The 19,185-nt window shown below is 64.5% G+C and carries 25 protein-coding genes; 21 read left to right on the top strand and 4 right to left on the bottom strand.

Annotated elements, in window-relative coordinates; genetic code table 11:
- The first annotated feature begins 84 nt into the window (after window positions 1-84).
- The 7 genes from dapA (at window position 85) to SAB01S_RS07900 (ending at window position 7,505) form a co-directional block, all read left to right on the top strand.
- Window positions 85-963 carry a 4-hydroxy-tetrahydrodipicolinate synthase gene (gene dapA / locus SAB01S_RS07930; RefSeq protein ID WP_062732517.1) on the top strand — a complete coding sequence of 293 codons (879 nt, stop codon included), beginning with the start codon at window positions 85-87 and terminating at the stop codon, window positions 961-963.
- Between the two features lie 90 nt (window positions 964-1,053).
- A complete protein-coding gene (gene smpB, locus SAB01S_RS07925; protein WP_021226628.1) occupies window positions 1,054-1,536 on the top strand; it encodes an SsrA-binding protein SmpB in 483 nt (160 codons plus the stop codon).
- Window positions 1,533-2,126, top strand: a complete 594-nt coding sequence (locus tag SAB01S_RS07920; protein ID WP_031298360.1) for a DUF2062 domain-containing protein — start codon at window positions 1,533-1,535, stop codon at window positions 2,124-2,126. Before smpB ends, SAB01S_RS07920 begins: the two co-directional genes overlap by 4 nt.
- Before the next feature lie 46 nt (window positions 2,127-2,172).
- Window positions 2,173-4,596 (top strand): hybrid sensor histidine kinase/response regulator, encoded by a 2,424-nt coding sequence (locus tag SAB01S_RS07915; RefSeq protein ID WP_062732516.1) that lies wholly within the window; start codon window positions 2,173-2,175, stop codon window positions 4,594-4,596.
- Window positions 4,597-4,680: 84 nt separating this feature from the next.
- On the top strand, window positions 4,681-5,037 hold the full coding sequence (locus SAB01S_RS07910) for a response regulator (protein ID WP_021226631.1): 357 nt from the start codon (window positions 4,681-4,683) through the stop codon (window positions 5,035-5,037).
- Window positions 5,038-5,159: 122 nt separating this feature from the next.
- Window positions 5,160-6,233, top strand: coding sequence for a recombinase RecA (recA, locus tag SAB01S_RS07905; protein WP_062732515.1), 1,074 nt, complete (start codon window positions 5,160-5,162; stop codon window positions 6,231-6,233).
- A 480-nt stretch (window positions 6,234-6,713) separates the two neighbouring features.
- Entirely contained in the window at window positions 6,714-7,505 is a 792-nt protein-coding gene (locus tag SAB01S_RS07900) for a transglutaminase-like domain-containing protein (RefSeq protein WP_062732514.1), read from the top strand.
- Between the two features lie 9 nt (window positions 7,506-7,514).
- On the opposite strand, the gene SAB01S_RS07895 is transcribed toward SAB01S_RS07900, so the two are convergent.
- Window positions 7,515-8,672 (bottom strand): FAD-dependent oxidoreductase, encoded by a 1,158-nt coding sequence (locus SAB01S_RS07895; protein ID WP_062732513.1) that lies wholly within the window; start codon window positions 8,670-8,672, stop codon window positions 7,515-7,517.
- Between the two features lie 133 nt (window positions 8,673-8,805).
- Between SAB01S_RS07895 and SAB01S_RS07890 the strand changes: the two genes are divergently transcribed.
- On the top strand, window positions 8,806-10,053 hold the full coding sequence (locus SAB01S_RS07890; RefSeq protein WP_062732512.1) for a putative DNA modification/repair radical SAM protein: 1,248 nt from the start codon (window positions 8,806-8,808) through the stop codon (window positions 10,051-10,053).
- Window positions 10,054-10,174: 121 nt separating this feature from the next.
- On the opposite strand, the gene SAB01S_RS07885 is transcribed toward SAB01S_RS07890, so the two are convergent.
- Window positions 10,175-10,465 carry a GIY-YIG nuclease family protein gene (locus SAB01S_RS07885; protein ID WP_083951219.1) on the bottom strand — a complete coding sequence of 97 codons (291 nt, stop codon included), beginning with the start codon at window positions 10,463-10,465 and terminating at the stop codon, window positions 10,175-10,177.
- Between the two features lie 221 nt (window positions 10,466-10,686).
- On the opposite strand from SAB01S_RS07885, the gene SAB01S_RS07880 reads away from it, so the two are divergent.
- Genes SAB01S_RS07880 through SAB01S_RS07870 form a run of 3 tightly spaced genes read left to right on the top strand, consistent with a single transcriptional unit; the run spans window position 10,687 to window position 13,015 of the window.
- Window positions 10,687-11,034, top strand: coding sequence for a hypothetical protein (locus SAB01S_RS07880; protein WP_062732510.1), 348 nt, complete (start codon window positions 10,687-10,689; stop codon window positions 11,032-11,034).
- Between the two features lie 58 nt (window positions 11,035-11,092).
- Complete coding sequence (locus SAB01S_RS07875) at window positions 11,093-11,557, top strand: hemerythrin domain-containing protein (protein ID WP_062732509.1); 465 nt, start codon at window positions 11,093-11,095, stop codon at window positions 11,555-11,557.
- 36 nt (window positions 11,558-11,593) lie between these two features.
- Window positions 11,594-13,015, top strand: coding sequence for a UdgX family uracil-DNA binding protein (locus tag SAB01S_RS07870; RefSeq protein ID WP_062732508.1), 1,422 nt, complete (start codon window positions 11,594-11,596; stop codon window positions 13,013-13,015).
- A gap of 611 nt (window positions 13,016-13,626) precedes the next feature.
- Here SAB01S_RS07870 and pspF read toward each other — a convergent pair.
- Window positions 13,627-14,658 (bottom strand): phage shock protein operon transcriptional activator, encoded by a 1,032-nt coding sequence (pspF, locus tag SAB01S_RS07865; RefSeq protein ID WP_062732507.1) that lies wholly within the window; start codon window positions 14,656-14,658, stop codon window positions 13,627-13,629.
- A gap of 185 nt (window positions 14,659-14,843) precedes the next feature.
- Here pspF and SAB01S_RS18605 point away from each other — a divergent pair, with 185 nt between their 5' ends.
- The 10 genes from SAB01S_RS18605 (at window position 14,844) to SAB01S_RS07820 (ending at window position 18,664) form a co-directional block, all read left to right on the top strand.
- A complete protein-coding gene (locus SAB01S_RS18605) occupies window positions 14,844-15,014 on the top strand; it encodes a hypothetical protein (RefSeq protein ID WP_169534108.1) in 171 nt (56 codons plus the stop codon).
- Window positions 15,015-15,057: 43 nt separating this feature from the next.
- The gene (gene pspA / locus SAB01S_RS07860; RefSeq protein WP_062732506.1) at window positions 15,058-15,726 is read left to right on the top strand and encodes a phage shock protein PspA; all 669 of its coding nucleotides are present in this window, start codon (window positions 15,058-15,060) and stop codon (window positions 15,724-15,726) included.
- Window positions 15,727-15,730: 4 nt separating this feature from the next.
- Window positions 15,731-15,997 (top strand): envelope stress response membrane protein PspB, encoded by a 267-nt coding sequence (gene pspB, locus SAB01S_RS07855; RefSeq protein WP_021226643.1) that lies wholly within the window; start codon window positions 15,731-15,733, stop codon window positions 15,995-15,997.
- Window position 15,998: 1 nt separating this feature from the next.
- Entirely contained in the window at window positions 15,999-16,373 is a 375-nt protein-coding gene (pspC, locus tag SAB01S_RS07850; protein WP_009823245.1) for an envelope stress response membrane protein PspC, read from the top strand.
- A 30-nt stretch (window positions 16,374-16,403) separates the two neighbouring features.
- A complete protein-coding gene (locus tag SAB01S_RS07845; RefSeq protein ID WP_062732505.1) occupies window positions 16,404-16,694 on the top strand; it encodes a hypothetical protein in 291 nt (96 codons plus the stop codon).
- Between the two features lie 30 nt (window positions 16,695-16,724).
- Window positions 16,725-17,069, top strand: a complete 345-nt coding sequence (locus SAB01S_RS07840; protein WP_062732504.1) for a hypothetical protein — start codon at window positions 16,725-16,727, stop codon at window positions 17,067-17,069.
- Between the two features lie 38 nt (window positions 17,070-17,107).
- Complete coding sequence (locus SAB01S_RS07835; RefSeq protein ID WP_009823248.1) at window positions 17,108-17,359, top strand: hypothetical protein; 252 nt, start codon at window positions 17,108-17,110, stop codon at window positions 17,357-17,359.
- A 24-nt stretch (window positions 17,360-17,383) separates the two neighbouring features.
- Window positions 17,384-17,617 carry a hypothetical protein gene (locus SAB01S_RS07830; protein WP_062732503.1) on the top strand — a complete coding sequence of 78 codons (234 nt, stop codon included), beginning with the start codon at window positions 17,384-17,386 and terminating at the stop codon, window positions 17,615-17,617.
- Between the two features lie 41 nt (window positions 17,618-17,658).
- Window positions 17,659-18,102 carry a SufE family protein gene (locus tag SAB01S_RS07825; RefSeq protein ID WP_062732502.1) on the top strand — a complete coding sequence of 148 codons (444 nt, stop codon included), beginning with the start codon at window positions 17,659-17,661 and terminating at the stop codon, window positions 18,100-18,102.
- 70 nt (window positions 18,103-18,172) lie between these two features.
- The gene (locus SAB01S_RS07820; RefSeq protein ID WP_062732501.1) at window positions 18,173-18,664 is read left to right on the top strand and encodes a hypothetical protein; all 492 of its coding nucleotides are present in this window, start codon (window positions 18,173-18,175) and stop codon (window positions 18,662-18,664) included.
- Here SAB01S_RS07820 and SAB01S_RS07815 read toward each other — a convergent pair.
- Entirely contained in the window at window positions 18,633-19,154 is a 522-nt protein-coding gene (locus tag SAB01S_RS07815; protein WP_062732500.1) for a sterol desaturase family protein, read from the bottom strand. The genes SAB01S_RS07820 and SAB01S_RS07815 overlap by 32 nt on opposite strands.
- Window positions 19,155-19,185 lie beyond the last annotated feature (31 nt).

The following is a 19,185-nucleotide window of genomic DNA, read 5'->3' as shown; positions in this document are numbered from 1 at the left end:
CTTATCAGGCCCTGAATGACGCGCTATAGCGCGCCGCTTGTCCCATCATGCCCCGGCAGCCCGGAGATTTGAAGGAGTTTCATCATGTTTTCGGGCTCGATTCCGGCTCTGGTCACCCCGTTCCGCGACGGGACGATCGACGAGGCCGCCTTTCGCGCGTTCGTCGACTGGCAGATCGCGGAAGGATCGAGCGCGCTGGTGCCGTGCGGGACGACCGGCGAAAGCGCGACGATGACGGTGGAGGAGCATAACCGCGTCATCGCCATCTGCGTCGACCAGGCGGCGGGCCGCGTCCCGGTGATAGCAGGCTGTGGGTCCAATGACACGCGCATCGCGCTCGACCATATGTATGCAGCGCAGGGCGCGGGCGCGGATGCGGCGCTGGTGGTCGCGCCTTATTACAACAAGCCCAATCAGGAAGGCGTCTATCGCCATTTCGCCTATCTGGCCGAACGCTGCGACCTGCCCATCATCCTCTATAATGTGCCCAGCCGCACCATCACCGACATCGGCGTGCCGGTGATCCACCGCCTGTCGGAGGAATTCCAGACCATCGTCGGCATCAAGGACGCGACCGGGAATCTGGGGCGGGTCACCGCGCAGCGTCTGGCCTGCCGCCCGGACTTCTGCCAACTGTCGGGCAATGACGAAACGGCATTGGGATTCAACGCGATGGGCGGCAAGGGATGCATCAGCGTCACCGCCAATGTCGCGCCGCGCCTGTGCGCCGATTTCCAGTCCGCGATGGCCCGCCATGACTGGGATGGCGCATTGGCGCTCCAGGATCGTCTCTATCCGCTGCACGATGCCCTGTTCAGCGATTCTTCACCCGGCCCGGTTAAATATGCCCTCACGCGGGTTCGCCCCGACATGCCCGGCGACGTCCGACTGCCCATCACCTGGCCGTCGGAATCGAGCCGGGCGGCGGTGGACCGGGCGCTGGAGATTGCGGGACTGGTTTAAAACCCTACATCCGTTCGGTCCGAACCTGTCGGGAACCGGAATGACAGGGTAAGCGACAGGACCGAACCGAACGGAATGAAGTAGAAAATAATGGCCCGCCCCCGCCCCGAAACCTTCGACAAGAAGAAGATCGTCGCCGAAAACCGGCGCGCGAAGTTCGAATATTTCCTGGAGGATGTGTTCGAGGCCGGCATCGCCCTGCAGGGCACCGAGGTCAAATCGCTGCGCTTTGGCGAAGGCAATATCGCTGAAAGCTATGCCGAGGTGAAGGGTAACCAGGTGTGGCTGGTCAACAGCAACATCCCCGAATTCAGCCATGGCAACCGGTTCAATCATGAATCCAAACGGCCCCGCAAATTGTTGCTGCACGAGCGGGAAATCGCCCGGATGCACGGCGCGGTCGACCGCAAGGGCATGACGCTGGTGCCGCTGGCGCTGTATTTCAACAGCCGGGGCAAGGTGAAAGTCGAGCTGGCGCTGGCCAAGGGCAAGAAGACCCATGACAAGCGCGAGACGATCAAGGAACGCGACTGGAAGCGCGACCAGCAGCGCATCATGAAGGCGCATAGCTGATGAGTCGTCTGACCCGCTGGTGGCACGCCAATTGCCCGACCCGCGAGTCGATGGAGCGCAGCCGTATCCTCGCCCCGGTCGCGCACCGCGTGCTGGAGCCGTCGCTGTGGCGCTTTACCCGCCGGTCGGTGCCGCGCGGCGTGGCGCTGGGCCTGTTCGTCGGCATATTCCTGATGATCCCGGGCGTGCAGATTGCGGGCGCCGCGCTGCTGGCGCTGCCTTTCCGCGCCAATATTCCGGTCGCCGCCGCCATGACATTCCTGTCCAACCCGGCGACGACGCCGCTGATCCTGATGGCGTCGGTGTGGCTGGGTAACTGGATGCTGGGGCGCAGCGCCGACGCGTCGGGTTTCATGGCGCTGGTCGATGGACATGCGAGCGTGCGCGAATGGAGCGCCTGGCTGGTGTCGGAAGCGGCGCCCGCCATGCTGATCGGCCTACTGATCATTTCCCTGGCGTGCACCGCGATCGGCTATGTCGCGGCCGACTGGTTCTGGCGCCATCGCATGGGCCGCAAATGGCAGGCGCGCAAATTGAGGATTGGCAAGGTCCACCAAAGCGGGCCATTGGAGAAGGCGGCCGGCGTCTGACGCCGCGCCCGCAGGTTTCGATGGCGATGCAGGGGGTTGGCCGGTCATGGCGGCACGGCTGAAGACGGACGATGAAGCGTGGCTGGGCCAGCCACCGTCGCCCTTTGTCCTGCCGATGCTGCTGGGCGCAGCTTTGCTGTCGGCGGGCCTCATCCTCTATGCGGCGGGCGATGCGGTGCTGGCGGCGGGCTTTGCCGCAAGCGTGATCGCCATTGCAGCGCTGATGCGCTGGTATCGCCACCTCACCGCGCCGGCGCTGGCGGACCGTGAGGCGACGCCCGACTGGACGGTCGCGCGCGCCGCCGCCGACGCGTCCAACATCGCCATCGCCGTCACCGACCGGTCGGGCCGGCTGGTGTGCGCCAGCGACCTGTTTGGCGAATGGTTTCCCGGCTATCCCACCCCGCCGGGCGTCAGCAATGACGCGGGTCTGACCGAAAGCCTCTCGCAGGCCGCGCGCGCCGCCTGGCGCGACGGCGACGGCAAGCTGGAAGGGCTGGCGATGGGGGCGCTGCGACTGGACGTCGACATTGCCCGTACCGGGCGGACCGAGGATTATCTTCTGTGGCGCTTCACCCCGGTGCGGCAGCCAAGCGCGCTGGACGATGTCCATCGCTTCCTGACCGGGGAAGCCGGGCGGCAGCTGGGCGAAGCGGGCATCATGGCGGTGATGATCGGCGGCGAAGGGCGCATTCGCGCAGCCAATGGCGCCTTCCTGCTGCGCGCGGCAGGGCGGATCGACGCCAACATCACCGGTCGCGACTTCGCCGCGCATATGCGGGTCGACGACAAGGGCCGGTTGTTCCTGGCGCGCGAGGAAAATGGCGGGTTGCCGCTGCGGCTGCTTCAGGTGCCGCTGCGCCGCGCAAGCCAGCCGGGCGCGACGCAGGCGACGGTGCAGGACGGGCCGATGCTGTTGCTGCTGATCGACGAGCCAACCGGCGGCGGGGGCACGTCGGCGCTGTCCTATATCGAAACCCTGCTGTCGCTGCTGCCCTTTGGCCTGGCGATGGCGGATCGAGACGGGCGCATCCTGTTCGTCAACAAGGCGTTTGCCCGCGCCGCAGGCCTTAAATCCGGGGACAAGCCCAGCTATCCCGGCGATCTGGTCGCGCGCGAGGATCAGGCGGCGGTGGCGGATGCGGTGCGGCGCTTTGCCGTCGGCCCGCAAATGTCGGGCGATATCGTCGTGCGCATGCGCGACCAGCCCGACGAGCCGACCGCGCTCAGCCTGGCGGGGGTACGCGGCCTGGGCGAGGCGGCGGTGCTTTTGTCGCTGAAAGACAATAGCGAGGAAAGCAAGCTCAAGCGTCAGGTGGCGCAGGCCACCAAGATGCAGGCGATCGGCCAGTTGGCGGGCGGCGTGGCGCATGATTTCAACAATATCCTGACCGCAATCATCGGCCATTGCGACCTGATGCTGATGCGCCATGTGCCGGGCGACAGCGATTATGACGACATCCAGCAGGTCAAGTCGAACAGCAATCGCGCGGCGGGGCTGACGCGGCAGCTGCTCGCCTTTTCCCGGCAGCAGACGTTGCGGCCGCAAATCCTGCAATTGCCCGACATCGTGTCGGACGTGTCGAACCTGTTGAAGCGGCTGCTGGGTGAAAATGTCCGGCTGGAGGTCAGCCATGGCCGCAATCTGGGCGCGGTGCGGGCCGATCCGGGGCAGCTGGAACAGGTGATCGTCAACCTGGCCGTCAATGCGCGCGACGCCATGCCCGAAGGCGGCACGCTCAACATCCAGACCTATGCCGTGCCCGCCGCCAAGGCGCGGGAGATGCGTCAGCAGATCCTGCCCGTCAGCGACTATACCGCGCTGCGCGTGTCGGACACGGGCCTGGGCATTCCGCCCGACATATTGGCCAAGATTTTCGAGCCCTTCTTCACCACCAAGGAACTGGGCAAGGGCACGGGCCTGGGCCTGTCCACCGTCTATGGCATCGTCAAACAGTCGGGCGGCTATATCTTTGCCGAATCCGAACTGGGCCGCGGAGCGAGCTTCGTCATCTATCTGCCGGTCTATTCGGGCGCCGACGCGCAGCAGGAGGCGCCGGCGCGCGAGCCGGTGAAGCGCGCCGAAACATGGGGATCGGGCACCATATTGCTGGTCGAGGACGAGGATATGGTGCGCGCGGTCGCCGAGCGCGCCTTGACGCGCCAGGGCTACACGGTGCTGACCGCCAATGATGGGGAACAGGGGCTCGAGGTGCTGGCCGCGCATGACGATATCGACCTGCTGATCTCCGACGTCGTCATGCCCAATATGGACGGACCGGCGATGGTGGCGCGCGCGCGCGTCAGCCACCCGCATCTGCCGGTGCTGTTCATGTCCGGCTATGCCGAGGAACAGCTGCGCAAGTCGATCGACATCGCCAATGTCGCCTTCCTGCCCAAGCCTTTTTCCGTCAACCAGCTGGCGCAGGCGGCGCGCGACACGATGGCGATGCATCCGGCGGCGGAATGATCTTGCGCCCGCTCGGGGCATGGGGGCTGGGCAAGCGCGCGCCATTGGGCTAGCGAAGCGCCCGGTCGAACAAAGGAAACAGGCATGTCCGAGGCAAAATCCATCCTCGTCGTCGAAGATGAAGCGATGATCGGCATGATGCTCGAAGATTATCTCGATGCGCTCGGTTATCGGCTGCACGCGCTGGTCGCGACGGTGGATGAGGGGTGCGAGCAGGCGCGCCAGGGCGGTTTCGACGGCGCGCTGCTCGACTGCAATTTGCAGGGCGAGAAAAGCTGGCCGATCGCCGACATATTGGCGCAGGCGGGCATTCCCTTCGCCTTTGCGACCGGGGGCATGGCCGACGACCTGCCGCCCGCCCATGCCGATCGGCCGACGCTGGCCAAGCCCTTTACCATGGGCGCGGTGGAACGCGCCCTGGGCCGGATCGTGGGGAATTAAGGCGCGAATTCTCCGCCTGATAGGAAAATTCCGTTCCCCTCTTGTTCCATGAGAACAAATAGGATACATCATCGTCCAGCGCCGGCAGACTCGGCGCGATCCGCTTGACAGGGGATGGGCCGATGACCGCAATGCTCCAACTTATCGATTCCAAGAAGACGGGGAATATGGACAGACAAAAAGCATTGGATGCCGCGCTCGCCCAGATCGACCGCGCTTTTGGCAAGGGCTCGGCGATGAAGCTGGGGTCGCGCGAGAAGATCGAGATCGAATCCATTTCGACCGGATCGCTGGGTCTGGATATTGCGCTGGGCATTGGCGGCCTGCCCAAGGGCCGCATCATCGAGATTTACGGGCCGGAAAGCTCGGGCAAGACGACGCTGACGCTGCACGCCATCGCCGAAGCGCAGAAGGCTGGCGGGACGGCGGCGTTCGTCGACGCCGAACATGCGCTGGACCCCGCCTATGCCAAGAAGCTGGGCGTCGACATCGACGAACTGATCGTGTCGCAGCCCGATACCGGCGAACAGGCGCTGGAAATCGTCGACACGCTGGTGCGGTCGAACGCGATCGACATATTGGTGATCGATTCGGTCGCGGCGCTGGTCCCCCGCGCGGAGATCGAAGGCGAGATGGGCGACAGCCATGTCGGCTTGCAGGCGCGGCTGATGAGCCAGGCGCTGCGCAAGCTCACCGGCTCCATTTCCCGCTCCAAATGCATGGTGATCTTCATCAACCAGGTGCGCATGAAGATCGGCGTGATGTACGGCAATCCGGAAACCACGACCGGCGGCAATGCGCTCAAATTCTACGCCTCGGTCCGGCTCGATATTCGCCGCACCGGCCAGATCAAGGATCGCGACGACGTCGTGGGTAACGCAACCCGGGTGAAGGTGGTCAAGAACAAGGTCGCCCCGCCGTTCAAGCAGGTCGAATTCGACATCATGTATGGCGAGGGCATTTCCAAGATCGGCGAATTGCTGGACATCGGTGTGAAGGCGGGACTGGTCGAGAAATCGGGCGCCTGGTTCTCCTACGATTCGATCCGCATCGGCCAGGGCCGGGAAAACGCCAAAACCTATCTGAAAGAACATCCCGAACTGGCCGAACGGCTGGAAAAGGCGATCCGCGGCAAGACCGAGGAAGTGGCCGACGGGATGATGACCGGACCCGATGCGGAGGATAGTGGCGAATAAGCCGAATGGGGGCGCTGGCCGGATCAGCCCGCGCGCCCTTCGCTCATGCTCGCCCGCCTGGCGCATCATGCACCGAAAAGGCCCGCCGCGCTTCCCTGCGCTGCGGGCCTTTTACCGTTTGCCCGGCGGCGGACGGGTAGCGGCGTTTGGCAAAGCGATGGCCATCTTGGCGGCAGGACGTGCGTGGTGTTCGCGTCAGGCGCCGGGCCAACGGGCGCGGCCGAAGGATGCTTCGGATAGTGGCTGCGGCGCGCGCTCGACGTGGTACCAGCTTTGAGCAATCGAAGCCGACCGTTGTCCGCTCAGGCAACGCTCCAGTCGACCTCCTCCTTTCGCACCACGCCAAGGGCAAAATGAGGACGTCCGGAACCGCCCTCTCCCACCCGCCATCGCTAATGCGCTTGCGCCATGCCTGCGGGACGGCGAAGCTGCGCGGTACGGGCCGATTCGCGCCCGCTCTCCAAATTCGGATCATCCCCCATGCGCATCGCGATCGAAGCGATCCTAGACTATGACTTTGCCTGCCCGACCGACGTGCTGCTCGCCGTCGAGGCCGCCGCCGTGCCCGACCAGCGTGTGCTGACCCAGTCGCATATCATCGACAATGCAGGCCCGCTGACCAACAAGGTTGGCGGCAGCGGCATTGGCCGGCGGACCTGGACCCGCACCGGCACGGGCCGGATGGTCAGCACCTATCGCGCGACACTGGACATCGACCGCGCGCCGGTCGAGATCCGCCACCTGCCGCGCAGCCCGCTGCCCAGCCTGCCTGAGGATGTGCTGCCCTTCATCTGGCCCAGCCGCTATTGCGAGGCCGACCGCTTCGGCAGTTTCGTCGGTGGTCATTTCCCCGATCTGGACGGCGGCGCGCTGGTGCAAGCGCTGGTCGACTGGGTGCGCGACAATGTCGCCTATGTGTCGGGCAGCTCCACGATCACCACGACCGCGGCCGACACCTTCGTTGCGCAGCAGGGCGTGTGCCGGGACTTTGCGCATCTGACCGCCGCCCTGATCCGTTCGCGCGACATTCCCGCGCGGTTGGTGTCGGTTTATGCGCTCGATCTCGACCCGCCCGATTTCCATGCGGTGGTGGAAGTGTGGCTGGACGGCGCCTGGCACCTCGTCGATGCGACGGGGCTGGCACCGGTCGAGACGATGGCGCGGATCGCGGTGGGGCGCGATGCGACCGACATCGCCTTCATGACCATCTTTGGCGGGGCGCAGATGAACGCGCAGTCGATCCGGGTCAGCCGCGTGCCCGACGAGGACTGACCGGAGCGGTCAGGCCCACCAGGTCGCAACCTCCTCCACCGCCGCGCGCGCGGCGGCGGGATCGGGCGTTTCATTGGCGTCACCATAGCCGAACCAGTCATCCTGACCGACCGGCTGCACGACGATGCCATCGCGCCGCGCGAGCAGCGCGATGCCGCGATAATAGACGCCGAAGGTCGCGCCGGGCTGCGGGATCAGCCAGGCGATCTGGCCGCGCACCGGCACGATGCTGTCATCGCGCCACAGAGCGCGTGCGCCATAGCCGGTGCAGTTGATGATGGATTTTTCCCGAAGCGCGGCAAGATCATCGGGCGTGTGAAAGACGCGCGGTTCGATCCGTCCGCCCGCGATCAGGAAATCGCCGGTCAATTGATGGGCAAGATCTGCGACATTGAAGGTCAGCGATGAATTGCGGCGGACCCGGTCGGCGCGAAAGGGGTGCGCGCCGCGCGGCAATTCAACCGAATGCGGCGTGATATCGCGGAGCCGCCCGTCCAGACGGAGAAAATCGTCGCGGCGTTCGGGCGCAGGTGGCACTTGCGCGATGGTCGGAGCTGCGGCTGGCGCATTCGAGAGGATATAACGGTCTGTCCATTCGACCGGGGCGCCCGGCAGGCCGAGGAAGCTCTGATAATGGGTGAAGGAGGCGCGCGCCATCGCTTCCCACCGGTCGGCGAACCCGGCATCGACCGCGCCCGCCATCGCGATGCGGCTGTCGGGCGACCAGGTGCCGGTGGCGCGGGCGGAGCGGACATCAGGAAATTGCTCCTTGGCGTAGATGGTGACGCGCGCACCGGCCCGCTGCGCCGTCAGTGCCGCGGTGAGGCCGAGCGCGCCCGCGCCGATGACCGCAATGTCGCGCACACCATCGTCCATGGCGAGCGGCACCGCCAGCTGCGCCGATCCCCAGCTCAACGACCAGCCGCTGCCGCCATGGCCGTAATTGTGGACGACCCGCTTGCGCCCGACCTGCTCCACCTCGATGCGCGGGCCGGCGGCGCGAAAAGGTCGCAGGCACACGGTGGTACGAAAGATGCGGTCCACGCTGGCGCGGATCGGTTCGACCCCGGCCAGGGCGTTGAAGGGCGACGCGGCCCCCGCCCGTGCGGCCATCAGCGACACTGCGCCAGCGCCTAGGCCCGCGCGCAGAAAATGCCGTCTGTCCATGATCACCCCTTCTCGTCGCGCCCCCGTCATCAACGAAGGAGCCGGTCATATTCCGCCGCACTGTTCGCGACAAAATGCCGCGACACAACCCAGATCATGGACAAGCCGGCCGCACGAACATAAAAGGAACATCATGGCGCAAATGTCCACCCGGCAGAAACTCGAAATATTGGCCGATGCCGCCAAATATGATGCGTCCTGCGCATCGTCCGGGACGGCAAAGCGCGATTCACGCGGCGGCAAGGGGATTGGATCGACCGAGGGCATGGGCATTTGCCACGCCTATGCGCCCGATGGTCGCTGCATATCGCTGCTCAAAATCCTGCTGACCAACAGTTGCATCTTTGACTGCCATTACTGCATCAATCGCCGGTCGAGCGATGTGCGGCGGGCGCGGTTCACCGCCAGGGAAGTGGTGGACCTGACGCTCAATTTCTATCGCCGCAATTATATCGAAGGGCTGTTCCTTTCATCGGGCATCATTCGCTCATCCGACTATACGATGGAGCAGATGGTCGAGGTGGCCCGGTCGCTGCGCCAGGATCATGATTTTCGCGGCTATATCCATTTGAAGACCATTCCCGACGCCGACCCCGACCTGCTGCGGCAGGCGGGGCTGCACGCCGACCGGCTGTCGATCAATGTCGAATTGCCGACGGAAGGGGGGCTCAAGCGTCTGGCGCCGGAGAAGGACGGCGCGCGCATCGAAGGCGCGATGCGTCATCTGCGGAATGAAATGGAGGACAAGGGCGAGGCGCGGCGCAAATATCGCCACGCGCCCCGCTTCGCGCCGGCGGGCCAATCGACGCAGATGATCGTGGGGGCCGATGCGGCGGATGATCGCGCCATCATCACGCGGGCGAGCAGCCTTTATGACCGGCATCGGTTGCGCCGCGTCTATTACAGCGCCTTTTCGCCGATCCCTTCGCCCAGCGCGGTGCTGCCGCTCAAGCGACCGCCATTGCTGCGCGAGCATCGGCTGTACCAGTCGGACTGGATGATGCGTTTTTATGGCTATGGCGCGCAGGAGATCGCGGCGGCGACCGATGCGGCGACCGGATGCCTGCCGCTCGACATCGATCCCAAGCTCGCCTGGGCGCTCAACCATCGCGCCCATTTTCCGGTCGACGTCAACCGCGCCCCGCGCGAGGCGCTGCTGCGCGTGCCGGGGCTGGGGGTGAAGGCGGTGGACCGCATCCTCGCCAGCCGTCGGCACCGGCGCTTGCGGCTGGAGGATGTGGCGCGACTGACCGTCTCCATCACCAAATTGCGGCCTTTCCTGGTGGCGGCGGACTGGCGGCCGATGACGCTGACCGACAGCGCCGACCTGCGCGCGCGCCTGGCTCCGCCCGCCAAGCAACTCGATTTGTTCGCGGCGTAGGCGCGGGGACCAGTTTGGGATGGTCGGGAATCGGTCATTGTTGGTCCGCCAATGTTGTGAGACGGCCTGAAAACGTCGAAGCCTATCTCGTCATCCCAGCGACGGCTGGGGTCTCAGGCGATCAGAGCATGAGGTCCGAAATATCGCGCCAATCGGGATTGGTCTCTTCAATGAGCCGGATTTTCCATGCGCGCTTCCACGCCTTCAATGTCTTTTCGCGAGCAATAGCGAATGCGATCTCATCATGAGGTTCGGCAAGAACGAGGCGGGTAAGGCCGTATGTCTTGCAGAATATAGAACCGGCGCCGTTGCAATGCTGTTCAATCCGAGCGGCAAGATCAGCCGTGACACCGATGTAGAGAACGCCTCTTGGTTTGTTCGTCATGACATACGCGCAGCCGCCCCGCGCCATGCCTGATAGTGACGCGCCTCCGCCTGAGATGCCAGCCTTCGCTGGCATGACGGATATTTTGTTGTTGGCTCTGGGTAATCACATGCGGAAACAGATCCTCCACCTCTCAACCCAGCCATCCGACAAACACCAATTTGCTCACCCCGCAGCGCAATTTCAGGTTGATTGACAGCGGCCTGTACGAAATACTGTCGCCAAGGTCGGACAGAGGAGATCGGGTCGTGGCGACGACATTGGGCCATCGGGCGGAGCGCAAGGGCTTTGCCAAGCGGATCAGCAGCCATCTGGCGGCGGCGCTCGTGGTCTTTTGTCTGGCGCAGATTTTCATCGTCGCGAAAATGGGCGGATCGCTGGCGCTGCATCTGGGCATCATCGTCGCGATCGGCGGCTATGCGGTGGCGGCGCGGGGGCTGGAACGCCGCTGGCAGATGCTGGACGCGAGCGGCCTGTCGCACAGCGGCCTTGCGTTGCGCTTTCGCCGCGACCTGTTGCAGCTCTGGGGTGCCTGCGTGATCGGCGCGTTGTTGTGGATCCCCGTCGCCATCATCTTCCGCTTCTTCTTCGGCTGAAAGGCGGAGCCAATCCGCGCGCGCGTCGTTCTTCCCCTCGACAAGAGGAGAAGCGACCATGGCCGACGCCACCATATTCCACCGCCTGAAGCAGGATCATGATAGCCACCGCCAATTGTTCAAAAAGATGGACGATGCGCAGGGGGACGAAGAGCGGCTGAAAAAGCTGTTCGACCAGTTCAAGATCGAAGTGACCGCCCATGCCGCGGCGGAGGAGGAGACGCTCTACGCTACGATGCTGGCTCGCCCCGATCTGCGCGAGGATGCCCAGCATAGCGTGTCCGAGCATAAGGAAATCGACGATTATCTGGAAGAAATGGAGGAGCAGGACTTCAACGGCAAGGAATGGCGCGAAACATTCGCGCAGCTGAAGAAGCGTTACCTTCATCACATCGATGAGGAAGAGGAAGAGATGTTCCCCGACGCGGCGAAGGATCTGAGCGCCGAGGAAGAAAAGACACTGGGCGCCAAATTTGCCGAGCGCAAGCCAGCCGAACTGGAGCGCGCCCAGGCCGAGGACTGACCCCTGTCTCGCCCGGCCGGCCATCAGGACGCATCCCTGCACCGCGTGGTGCTGGATGCGCCCGATGATTTTGATGGCTGGCGCAATGCCGCGCGGCGGCTGGCGATTGCGGGGGTCGAGCCGGATCATGTGACCTGGCAGGTGCAGGGAGAAAGCGGCGACCTGTTCGGTGACGCGCCCCTGCCTCCCGCGCCGGAGCGGTCTGCCTTCTCCGTCCCGCGCGCCTTCGTCGCTTTGGCCGAAACAACGATATTGCATAGCGATGCCGAGCGGTTCGCCCTGCTGTATCAGTTGCTGACGCGGTTGCGCGATCAGCCGGGTCTGATGGAGGACAAGGCCGACCCCTTGCTGCGACGGATCGACGGCCTGGCCAAGGCGGTGCGGCGCGACATCCACAAGATGCGCGCCTTCGTGCGGTTTCGGGAGGTCGAGGAGGATGGCGCAGCGCGCTTCGTCGCCTGGTTCGAACCGGACCATCATATCGTGCGCGCCAATGCCGGCTTTTTCATGCGTCGTTTCGCCACGATGCGTTGGTCGATTTTGACGCCCGAGATCAGCATCCATTGGGATGGCGAGACGCTGCGCGAGGGACCGGGCGCGACCCGCGCCGACGCGCCGGAGGGCGACCCGGTCGAAGCGCTATGGAAGGGCTATTATGCCGCGATCTTCAATCCGGCCCGGCTCAAGACCGGGGCCATGCTGTCGGAAATGCCCAAGAAATATTGGCGCAACCTGCCCGAAGCGGCGCTCATTCCCGACCTTGTCGCTGGCGCGCAGGCGCGGGAGGCGGCCATGATCGCGCGCGCACCCCGGGCGCCGGCGCAACCGGCAGGCGGCAAGGGCGGCGCAGGCGGCAACAGCAAAACGGTATGGGCGGCGGTGCGCGAGGAAGCGATGGGCTGCACCCGCTGTCCACTGCACCAGGGCGCCACCCAGACCGTGTTTGGCGAAGGGCCGCTCGACGCGCCGCTGATGTTCATCGGCGAGCAGCCGGGCGATCAGGAGGACCAGGCCGGCCGCCCCTTTGTCGGACCGGCGGGCCAGTTGCTGGATCAGGCGTTGATCGAGGCGAGTGTCGACCGCGCACGCGCCTATGTCACCAACGCGGTCAAGCATTTCAAGTTCGAGGCGCGCGGCAAGCGGCGCATCCACCAGACCCCCGACGCGGGGGAGGTGCAGGCGTGCCGATGGTGGCTGACCCAGGAACTCGACATCGTGCGGCCGCGTCTGGTGGTGGCGCTGGGGGCCACGGCGGCGCGCGCGATGCTGGGCAAGGCGGTTACGATCAGCCGCACGCGCGGCGCCGCGATCGCACTGGACAATGGCGCGGAAGGATGGGTGACGGTGCACCCCAGCTATTTACTGCGCATCCCCGACGAAGCGAAAAGGGCCGACGAACGCGCGCGGTTCGTCGAGGATTTGCGGGTGATCGGGGAGCGGGTGAAAGCGCTGGGGTGAGAGGGGGCGATGAACGCTTCGATCGTTACTGGGTGCTTCGTGCTGGGCTTCGATCGAACAGAGACTTTACGGGCCAACGGAGTGTCGCGCGCGGAGCGCGGGAAAAGGGCTGTTTCGCCGGCGATAGGGTGACACCCCTCCGTCAGCACTGCGTGCTGCCACCTCCCCTTAGAGGGGAGGATGAGGGTTCTGCGACTGCTGTCGGGTATGTCCGGACCAAATCGGTCATTCGCCTTGAGCCCCGACAAACAAGAACAAGGCTTCGACAAGCTCAGCCCGAACGGAGATGGAGTGCTGGTTTTGGGTTGGAGCGTTCTCGCTTATCCATGCCATGGGGCAGGGTCTCGGATTCCTGTCTTCGCGGGAATGACGAGGGGAGGTGGTTCTCAGCCAATCCTCCCCTGGCAGGGGAGGTGTCGCGCGCGCAGCGCGGGACGGAGGGGTGTCGCCCTATCGATGGCGTGGAGCAGATCGGCCCCGCGCCAGTACGGCTGCACATGACAGGATCCCTCGAACCTGCCTGACCCTTCGCCAGCCACCTCCTCCGCAGGGGGAAGAATGAGCGTTACAACCTTACCCAAAAAATGGCGCTGATCGCGATCTTGGCCTCCTCAACCCGCGCTTAGATCATGTTTTTTCATGCAGTGGCGTAGCTGATCATAGGTGAGGCCAAGGCCCTTGGCGGTGGCGCGCTGGTTGTAGCGGTAGCGTTCGAGCGCGGCGCGGACGATGGCGGCTTCATAGGCGTCCACCGCGGCCTTGAGGTCGCTGATGCCGTCACAGGGTGAAGACAGGGTTGCGGGCGCGGCCGGCGGGGGGGCGTAGGCTTCTTCGCGCGTTTCAGGGCGCGGCATCATCGCGCGGGGTTTCCAGGGAGAGGCGAAGGGGTCGAAGGTGATGCGGCTGATCGGCCGGGCGGGATCGTCCCAGCGATAGACGGCGCGCTCCACCACGTTGCGCAGTTCGCGCACATTGCCGGGCCAGCCATAGCCTTCCAGTTCGGCGGCACAGGCGGCGGTGAAGCCGGGCCATTGCGGCCAGTTGATCTCCGCAGCCATGCGCCGGCCGAAATGATCGGCCAGCACCGCGACATCGCCTTCGCGCGCGCGCAGCGGCGGCAGGGTGATGACCTCGAAGCTGAGGCGATCGAGCAGGTCGGGGCGAAAGCGCCCGGCATCGGCGGCGGCGGGCAGATCCTCATTGGTGGCAGCGACGATGCGGACATCGACGCGGACGGGTTTGGATGCGCCGATGCGCGTGACTTCACCATATTCGATGACGCGCAGCAGCCTTTCTTGCGCCGCCATCGACAAGGTGCCCAGCTCATCCAGGAACAAAGTGCCGCCATCGGCCTCCTCGAACCGGCCGGCGCGGGCGCGGTTTGCGCCGGTGAAGGCCCCCTGTTCATGGCCGAACAGTTCCGCTTCTATCAGGGTTTCGGGCAACGCCGCGCAGTTCATGGTGATGAGCGGTTCGCCCCAGCGCGGGCTGAGGTGGTGGAGGCGTTCGGCGATCAGTTCCTTGCCGGTACCGCGTTCGCCGATGACCAGCACCGGGCGGTTGAGTTCGGCAGCGCGGCCGGCCTGTTCCACCGCGTCGAGAAAGGCGAAGCTCTGGCCGACAAATTGGGTATTTTTCTCCATGCGCCAACTTATGGTGAAATTTCCCACCCCTTGGCAAGAGGCATCAGATCGCCACCGGCGTGCGAGGCTGAAATATCGTGCATTTCCGTCATTTTCCGAAATTGGCACGCCCCCTGCAAAGCTATGGGTAATCCGCAGCGAGATGCGGAAATCACATGAAGGCCAAGGTTCAGGGAGCAAGAAACATGGAAAAGACCACCAACATGCGCGAAATCGGCCAACTGATGTCGGTCGCCATCGCCGCCGTCCTGTTCGGATCCACGATGATCCTGTCGGCGGTCGGCCCGGCCCGCGCCAGCGAAGCGCCGATCCTCGCGTCGAGCGACATGCCCGCCCCCGCCCGTTATCTGGCGTAAGGGTAAGGGCCAAACCACAAGAACACGCACCAGGAGCCAAGACATGGGTATTTTTTCCCGCACCCGAGACATCATCGCCGCCAATGTCACCGACCTGCTCGACAAGGCGGAAGACCCGGCGAAGATGATCCGCATGATCATCCTTGAGATGGAAGAGACGCTGGTCGAGGTGCGCGCGTCCGCCGCCCGCACCATCGCCGACCAGAAGGAAATGCGCCGGCACATCGCCAAGCTGACCGCGTTGCAGGACAGCTGGACCGAAAAGGCGCAGCTGGCGCTGAGCAAGGACCGCGAAGACCTGGCCAAGGCGGCGCTGGTCGAACGGCAGAAGGCGGCCGACATGGCCGAGCATCTGGCGCATGAGATCGAGACGCTGGACGAGGCGCTGAAGGCTTCGGAAGAGGATATCGCCAAGTTGCAGGGCAAGCTGCGCGAAGCGCGCGCCCGCCAGAACAGCCTGGTGAGCCGCATGGAAAGCGCGCAGAACCGCTTGCGGGTGCGCGAAGCCTATGCCGGCGAGAAGGTCAACGAGGCCTTTGCCCGGTTCGACATGCTGGAACGCCGCGTGGACATGGCCGAAGGCCGCGCCGACGCCATGGGCCTGGGCCAGCAGCCCAAGACGCTGGAGGAAGAGATTGCCGAGCTGAAGTCGGCCGACAAAGTCGATGCCGATCTCGCCGCTCTCAAGGCCAGCATGAACAAGGAAGGCTGATCCGATGGAAGAGGTGTTCCTGCCCATCATGATCTGCGGCATGCTGTTCATCGGCATGCCCTGGCTGATCTTCCACTATGTCACCAAGTGGAAGCAGGCCCCCAAAATCACCGACGAGGACGAGAAGCTGCTGGACGAGCTTCACCTTCTCGCCCGTCGGCTGGAAGATAGGCTGCAGACGGTCGAACGGATCGTCGCCGCCGACAATCCCGATTTCCGCCCGCAACGTCCGGCACAGGACGACAGCTACAACTTCGACCGGAGGAACTGACATGAGCGCCCGCCGCACCAAATTCTATCTCGACAAGAAGAACGGGAAGTTCATGGGCGTGTGCTCCGGCATCGCCGACTATACCGGGATCGACGTGGTCTGGGTCCGTGTCGCGATGGTCCTGTCCTTCTTCATCGTCGGCTGGACCCTGCTGGGTTATTTCGTGATCGGCTTTGTCGCCGACACCAAGCCCAATGACCTCTACAGCGACCGGGACGACGAGAAATTCTGGCAGGGGGTGCGCGCCAATCCGGCCCGTTCCACCCGCGACGTCCGGTCCAAATTCCGCGACATCGACCGCCGGCTCGCCGACATCGAGCTCTATTATACCAGCCGCAACACGCGCCTGGCGGACGAAATCGACAGTCTGCGCTGAGCGCCGCATCCTTAAGGGAGGAGAGAGCCAATGAGTTTTGCCGGACCCAATTTCGTGATCGCCATCATCGCCCTGTCCATGGGCGCCTGGGTCATCACAACCTGGATGCGCGTCAAGCACGGCTATCCCGTTACGGATGATAACGGAAACACCGTTCATCGAACCGATTTCGACGCCGGTCGAAAAATCGACCTCCTGTCCAGCGAAAACGAAAAGCTGGTGGGCCGGATCAGCCGGCTGGAGGAACGCATCGCCGTGCTGGAGCGGATCGCCACCGATCCCGCCACCCGGACGGCCCGCGAAATCGACGCGCTGCGCTGAGCCGGCGTGAGCCAAGGGGAGTAAGGGACCATGGACAAGACCGATATGGTGGACGCCATCATCATGCCCAACCTGCCGTGGATCATCGGCGCCGGGCTGTTCATCGCGATCATCGCGATCGGCGGCTGGATCTTCACCACATGGCTGCGCGTGCGCCACGGCTATCCGCTGGACGGCGCCTGGGGCCAGGCGGTCTATCCGCAGAAGAATGACGAAATGGTCGAGCGCATCAAGCTGCTGAGCCAGGAAAATGCCCAGCTGCGCGCCGAAATCGGGTCGATGAAGGACCGGCTGGCGGTGGTCGAGCGCATCGTCACCGACGAAAGCCACCAGCTGACCCGCGAGATCGAAAGGCTGCGCGGCCCCGCCAACTGACGAGCGGAGGCAGGACGCGCCAACAGGGAGCAAGAGACATGAATCCGTTTGAAATGGTCGTCGCCATCATCGCCATCGTGATGATCGCGCAGGTGGTGAAGGCCCGGATGGGCGTGGTGAACCGCCACAAGGGCGAGGATTTCATCCATCGCGGCCCCGATCCCGAAGCCGACCGGCTGCGCGCCGAGGTGAAGGCGCTCAAGGACCGTGTCGCCGTGCTGGAACGGCTCGCCACCGATGATTCGACCGCGCTGGAGCGGGAATTCGACAAATTGCGCAGCCGCGACTGAGCGTGGCGCGACAGGGAGGCTAAGATGCAGGACCCCTATGTTTATCTGACGCTGGCGACGACGGCCCTGGCGGGTATCGCCATCCTGACCACAGCGGCGCTGCGCGGCTGGAATGGCTGGCTGGACCTCAAGCGGGCGGAGCTTGGCCGGCGGGGCGAAGAGGCCGCGCCGCCATCGGCCGCCGCGCGGATCGAGGTGGCGGACCTCAAGGAACGAATCCGCAAGCTGGAAGCGATCGCGGCGGGCGTCGACCTGTAAACGGGGTTCCCGCGACCGCTTTTGCGCCTATATGGGCGGCCATGACCGATATGCCCGCTGCCCCCCCGGCCCTTGCCGACATTCAGGACGAATATGAATTTCTCGACGCGGACGATCGTTATCGCCTGCTGATCGACCTGGGGCGTACGCTGGAGCCGATGCCCGACGCGCTCAAAACCGATGCGACGATGGTGCGGGGCTGTTCGGCCGCCGTCTGGGTCTATCCCACGGTGCTGGATGGCGATGCCGCCACGGGGGCAAGGCTGCATTTCCTGGCGGACAGCAATGCGGCGATCACCAAGGGGATCATCGCGCTGGTGCTGCTGACGGTGCAGGACAGCACAGCGGCGCAGATCATCGACACGGATATCGAAGCTGCGCTGGCCCCCTTCGACCTTAAAAACCAGCTGAGTTCCAATCGCACCCAGGGCATTCCCAACATGATCGCCCTGATCCGGGAAACCGCAGCGCGCTACGCCGCTTAAGGTCTGGCGAGTGCAACCGGGGCTGTGGCCCGCGCGTTCCTCCCTTTCGTGAGAAAGGAGGACGTTACCCATGCGTCATGGCATCCTATTGGCCGGCATCGCCCTGTTGAGCGCCTGCTCCGGCGGGGAAGAGGCAAAGGCGCCGACCCAGCGCGAGCAGATCGGCCGAAGCTGGAAATATGAAGAGGCCGAGGGAACGAAGCTGGCCTATATCGGCAGCGTCAACAGCGTCGCCACGATGACCGCCCCCGACACATTTTCCGTGCTGCTGATCCAGCCGATGAGCAATGGCGAGAAGACGGTGCGGGTGAAGCTGGTCGGCGCGCCTTTCCAATGCGACCTGTCGGATTGCGCGGTGACGGCGCGCGCGGATGGCGGCGAACCGATGGAATGGAAAGGGCGGATGACCACCACCGACGACGGCATCGAACTGCCACCGTCGCAAAAGGCCTATGAGGCGATCAAGGCCGCCAAGACCATCGACGTCGACCTGGTCACCGGGACCAAGGATGAAACCACCCGGTTCCGCTTCAACGTGGCAGGACTGGATCTGCCGGCCTGACGGGCTTTCGCACGCCGGCGCGCGAACGGCGGGCCAATTCCTGCTTGAGCGCCGTGGGATGGGGCGCGACCAAAAAGCCGAAGCTGACCGTGCCCTCCTTCGTTTCCACCGCATGATGCAGGCGGTGCGCCTGCACGATCCGCTTCATATAGCGCGACCGGGCGACATAGCGGTTGCGCACCCGCTGATGCACGATGATGTCGTGAAAGCCGAGATAAATGGCGCCATAGGCCGCGATGCCAGCCCCGACCGCCGTCGCCCAGCCACCCCAGTTCCATTGCACGCCGCCCAGCAGCAGCAGGATGGACGGCACGGCGAAGATCACGAAATAGAGATCATTGGCTTCCCAATGGCCGGTGCGCGGGCGGTGATGGCTGGCATGCAGGAACCAGCCCGGCCCATGCATCACCCAGCGATGCATGACATAAGCGAAACCCTCCATCGCAGCGACGGTGGCGACGAAGATGAGCAGGAGCAACAGCGGCGACATGGCGTTCTTATAGGCTTTGCCGCCGCACTAT

It is taken from the genome of Sphingobium abikonense NBRC 16140, assembly GCF_001598335.1.
GTDB classification, from domain to species: Bacteria; Pseudomonadota; Alphaproteobacteria; order Sphingomonadales; family Sphingomonadaceae; genus Sphingobium; species Sphingobium abikonense.
This window is presented reverse-complemented; position numbering and strand designations above follow the sequence as displayed.

Excerpts from the sequence above, each read along its gene's own strand:
- dapA (WP_062732517.1), top strand. The coding sequence starts at position 85 with ATGTTTTCGGGCTCGATTCCGGCTCTGGTCACCCCGTTCCGCGACGGG.
- smpB (WP_021226628.1), top strand. The coding sequence starts at position 1,054 with ATGGCCCGCCCCCGCCCCGAAACCTTCGACAAGAAGAAGATCGTCGCC.
- SAB01S_RS07915 (WP_062732516.1), top strand. The coding sequence starts at position 2,173 with ATGGCGGCACGGCTGAAGACGGACGATGAAGCGTGGCTGGGCCAGCCA.
- SAB01S_RS07910 (WP_021226631.1), top strand. The coding sequence starts at position 4,681 with ATGTCCGAGGCAAAATCCATCCTCGTCGTCGAAGATGAAGCGATGATC.
- recA (WP_062732515.1), top strand. The coding sequence starts at position 5,160 with ATGACCGCAATGCTCCAACTTATCGATTCCAAGAAGACGGGGAATATG.
- SAB01S_RS07900 (WP_062732514.1), top strand. The coding sequence starts at position 6,714 with ATGCGCATCGCGATCGAAGCGATCCTAGACTATGACTTTGCCTGCCCG.
- SAB01S_RS07895 (WP_062732513.1), bottom strand. The coding sequence starts at position 8,672 with ATGGACAGACGGCATTTTCTGCGCGCGGGCCTAGGCGCTGGCGCAGTG.
- SAB01S_RS07890 (WP_062732512.1), top strand. The coding sequence starts at position 8,806 with ATGGCGCAAATGTCCACCCGGCAGAAACTCGAAATATTGGCCGATGCC.
- SAB01S_RS07885 (WP_083951219.1), bottom strand. The coding sequence starts at position 10,465 with ATGGCGCGGGGCGGCTGCGCGTATGTCATGACGAACAAACCAAGAGGC.
- SAB01S_RS07875 (WP_062732509.1), top strand. The coding sequence starts at position 11,093 with ATGGCCGACGCCACCATATTCCACCGCCTGAAGCAGGATCATGATAGC.
- pspF (WP_062732507.1), bottom strand. The coding sequence starts at position 14,658 with ATGGAGAAAAATACCCAATTTGTCGGCCAGAGCTTCGCCTTTCTCGAC.
- SAB01S_RS18605 (WP_169534108.1), top strand. The coding sequence starts at position 14,844 with ATGGAAAAGACCACCAACATGCGCGAAATCGGCCAACTGATGTCGGTC.
- pspA (WP_062732506.1), top strand. The coding sequence starts at position 15,058 with ATGGGTATTTTTTCCCGCACCCGAGACATCATCGCCGCCAATGTCACC.
- pspB (WP_021226643.1), top strand. The coding sequence starts at position 15,731 with ATGGAAGAGGTGTTCCTGCCCATCATGATCTGCGGCATGCTGTTCATC.
- pspC (WP_009823245.1), top strand. The coding sequence starts at position 15,999 with ATGAGCGCCCGCCGCACCAAATTCTATCTCGACAAGAAGAACGGGAAG.
- SAB01S_RS07845 (WP_062732505.1), top strand. The coding sequence starts at position 16,404 with ATGAGTTTTGCCGGACCCAATTTCGTGATCGCCATCATCGCCCTGTCC.
- SAB01S_RS07840 (WP_062732504.1), top strand. The coding sequence starts at position 16,725 with ATGGACAAGACCGATATGGTGGACGCCATCATCATGCCCAACCTGCCG.
- SAB01S_RS07835 (WP_009823248.1), top strand. The coding sequence starts at position 17,108 with ATGAATCCGTTTGAAATGGTCGTCGCCATCATCGCCATCGTGATGATC.
- SAB01S_RS07830 (WP_062732503.1), top strand. The coding sequence starts at position 17,384 with ATGCAGGACCCCTATGTTTATCTGACGCTGGCGACGACGGCCCTGGCG.
- SAB01S_RS07825 (WP_062732502.1), top strand. The coding sequence starts at position 17,659 with ATGACCGATATGCCCGCTGCCCCCCCGGCCCTTGCCGACATTCAGGAC.
- SAB01S_RS07820 (WP_062732501.1), top strand. The coding sequence starts at position 18,173 with ATGCGTCATGGCATCCTATTGGCCGGCATCGCCCTGTTGAGCGCCTGC.
- SAB01S_RS07815 (WP_062732500.1), bottom strand. The coding sequence starts at position 19,154 with ATGTCGCCGCTGTTGCTCCTGCTCATCTTCGTCGCCACCGTCGCTGCG.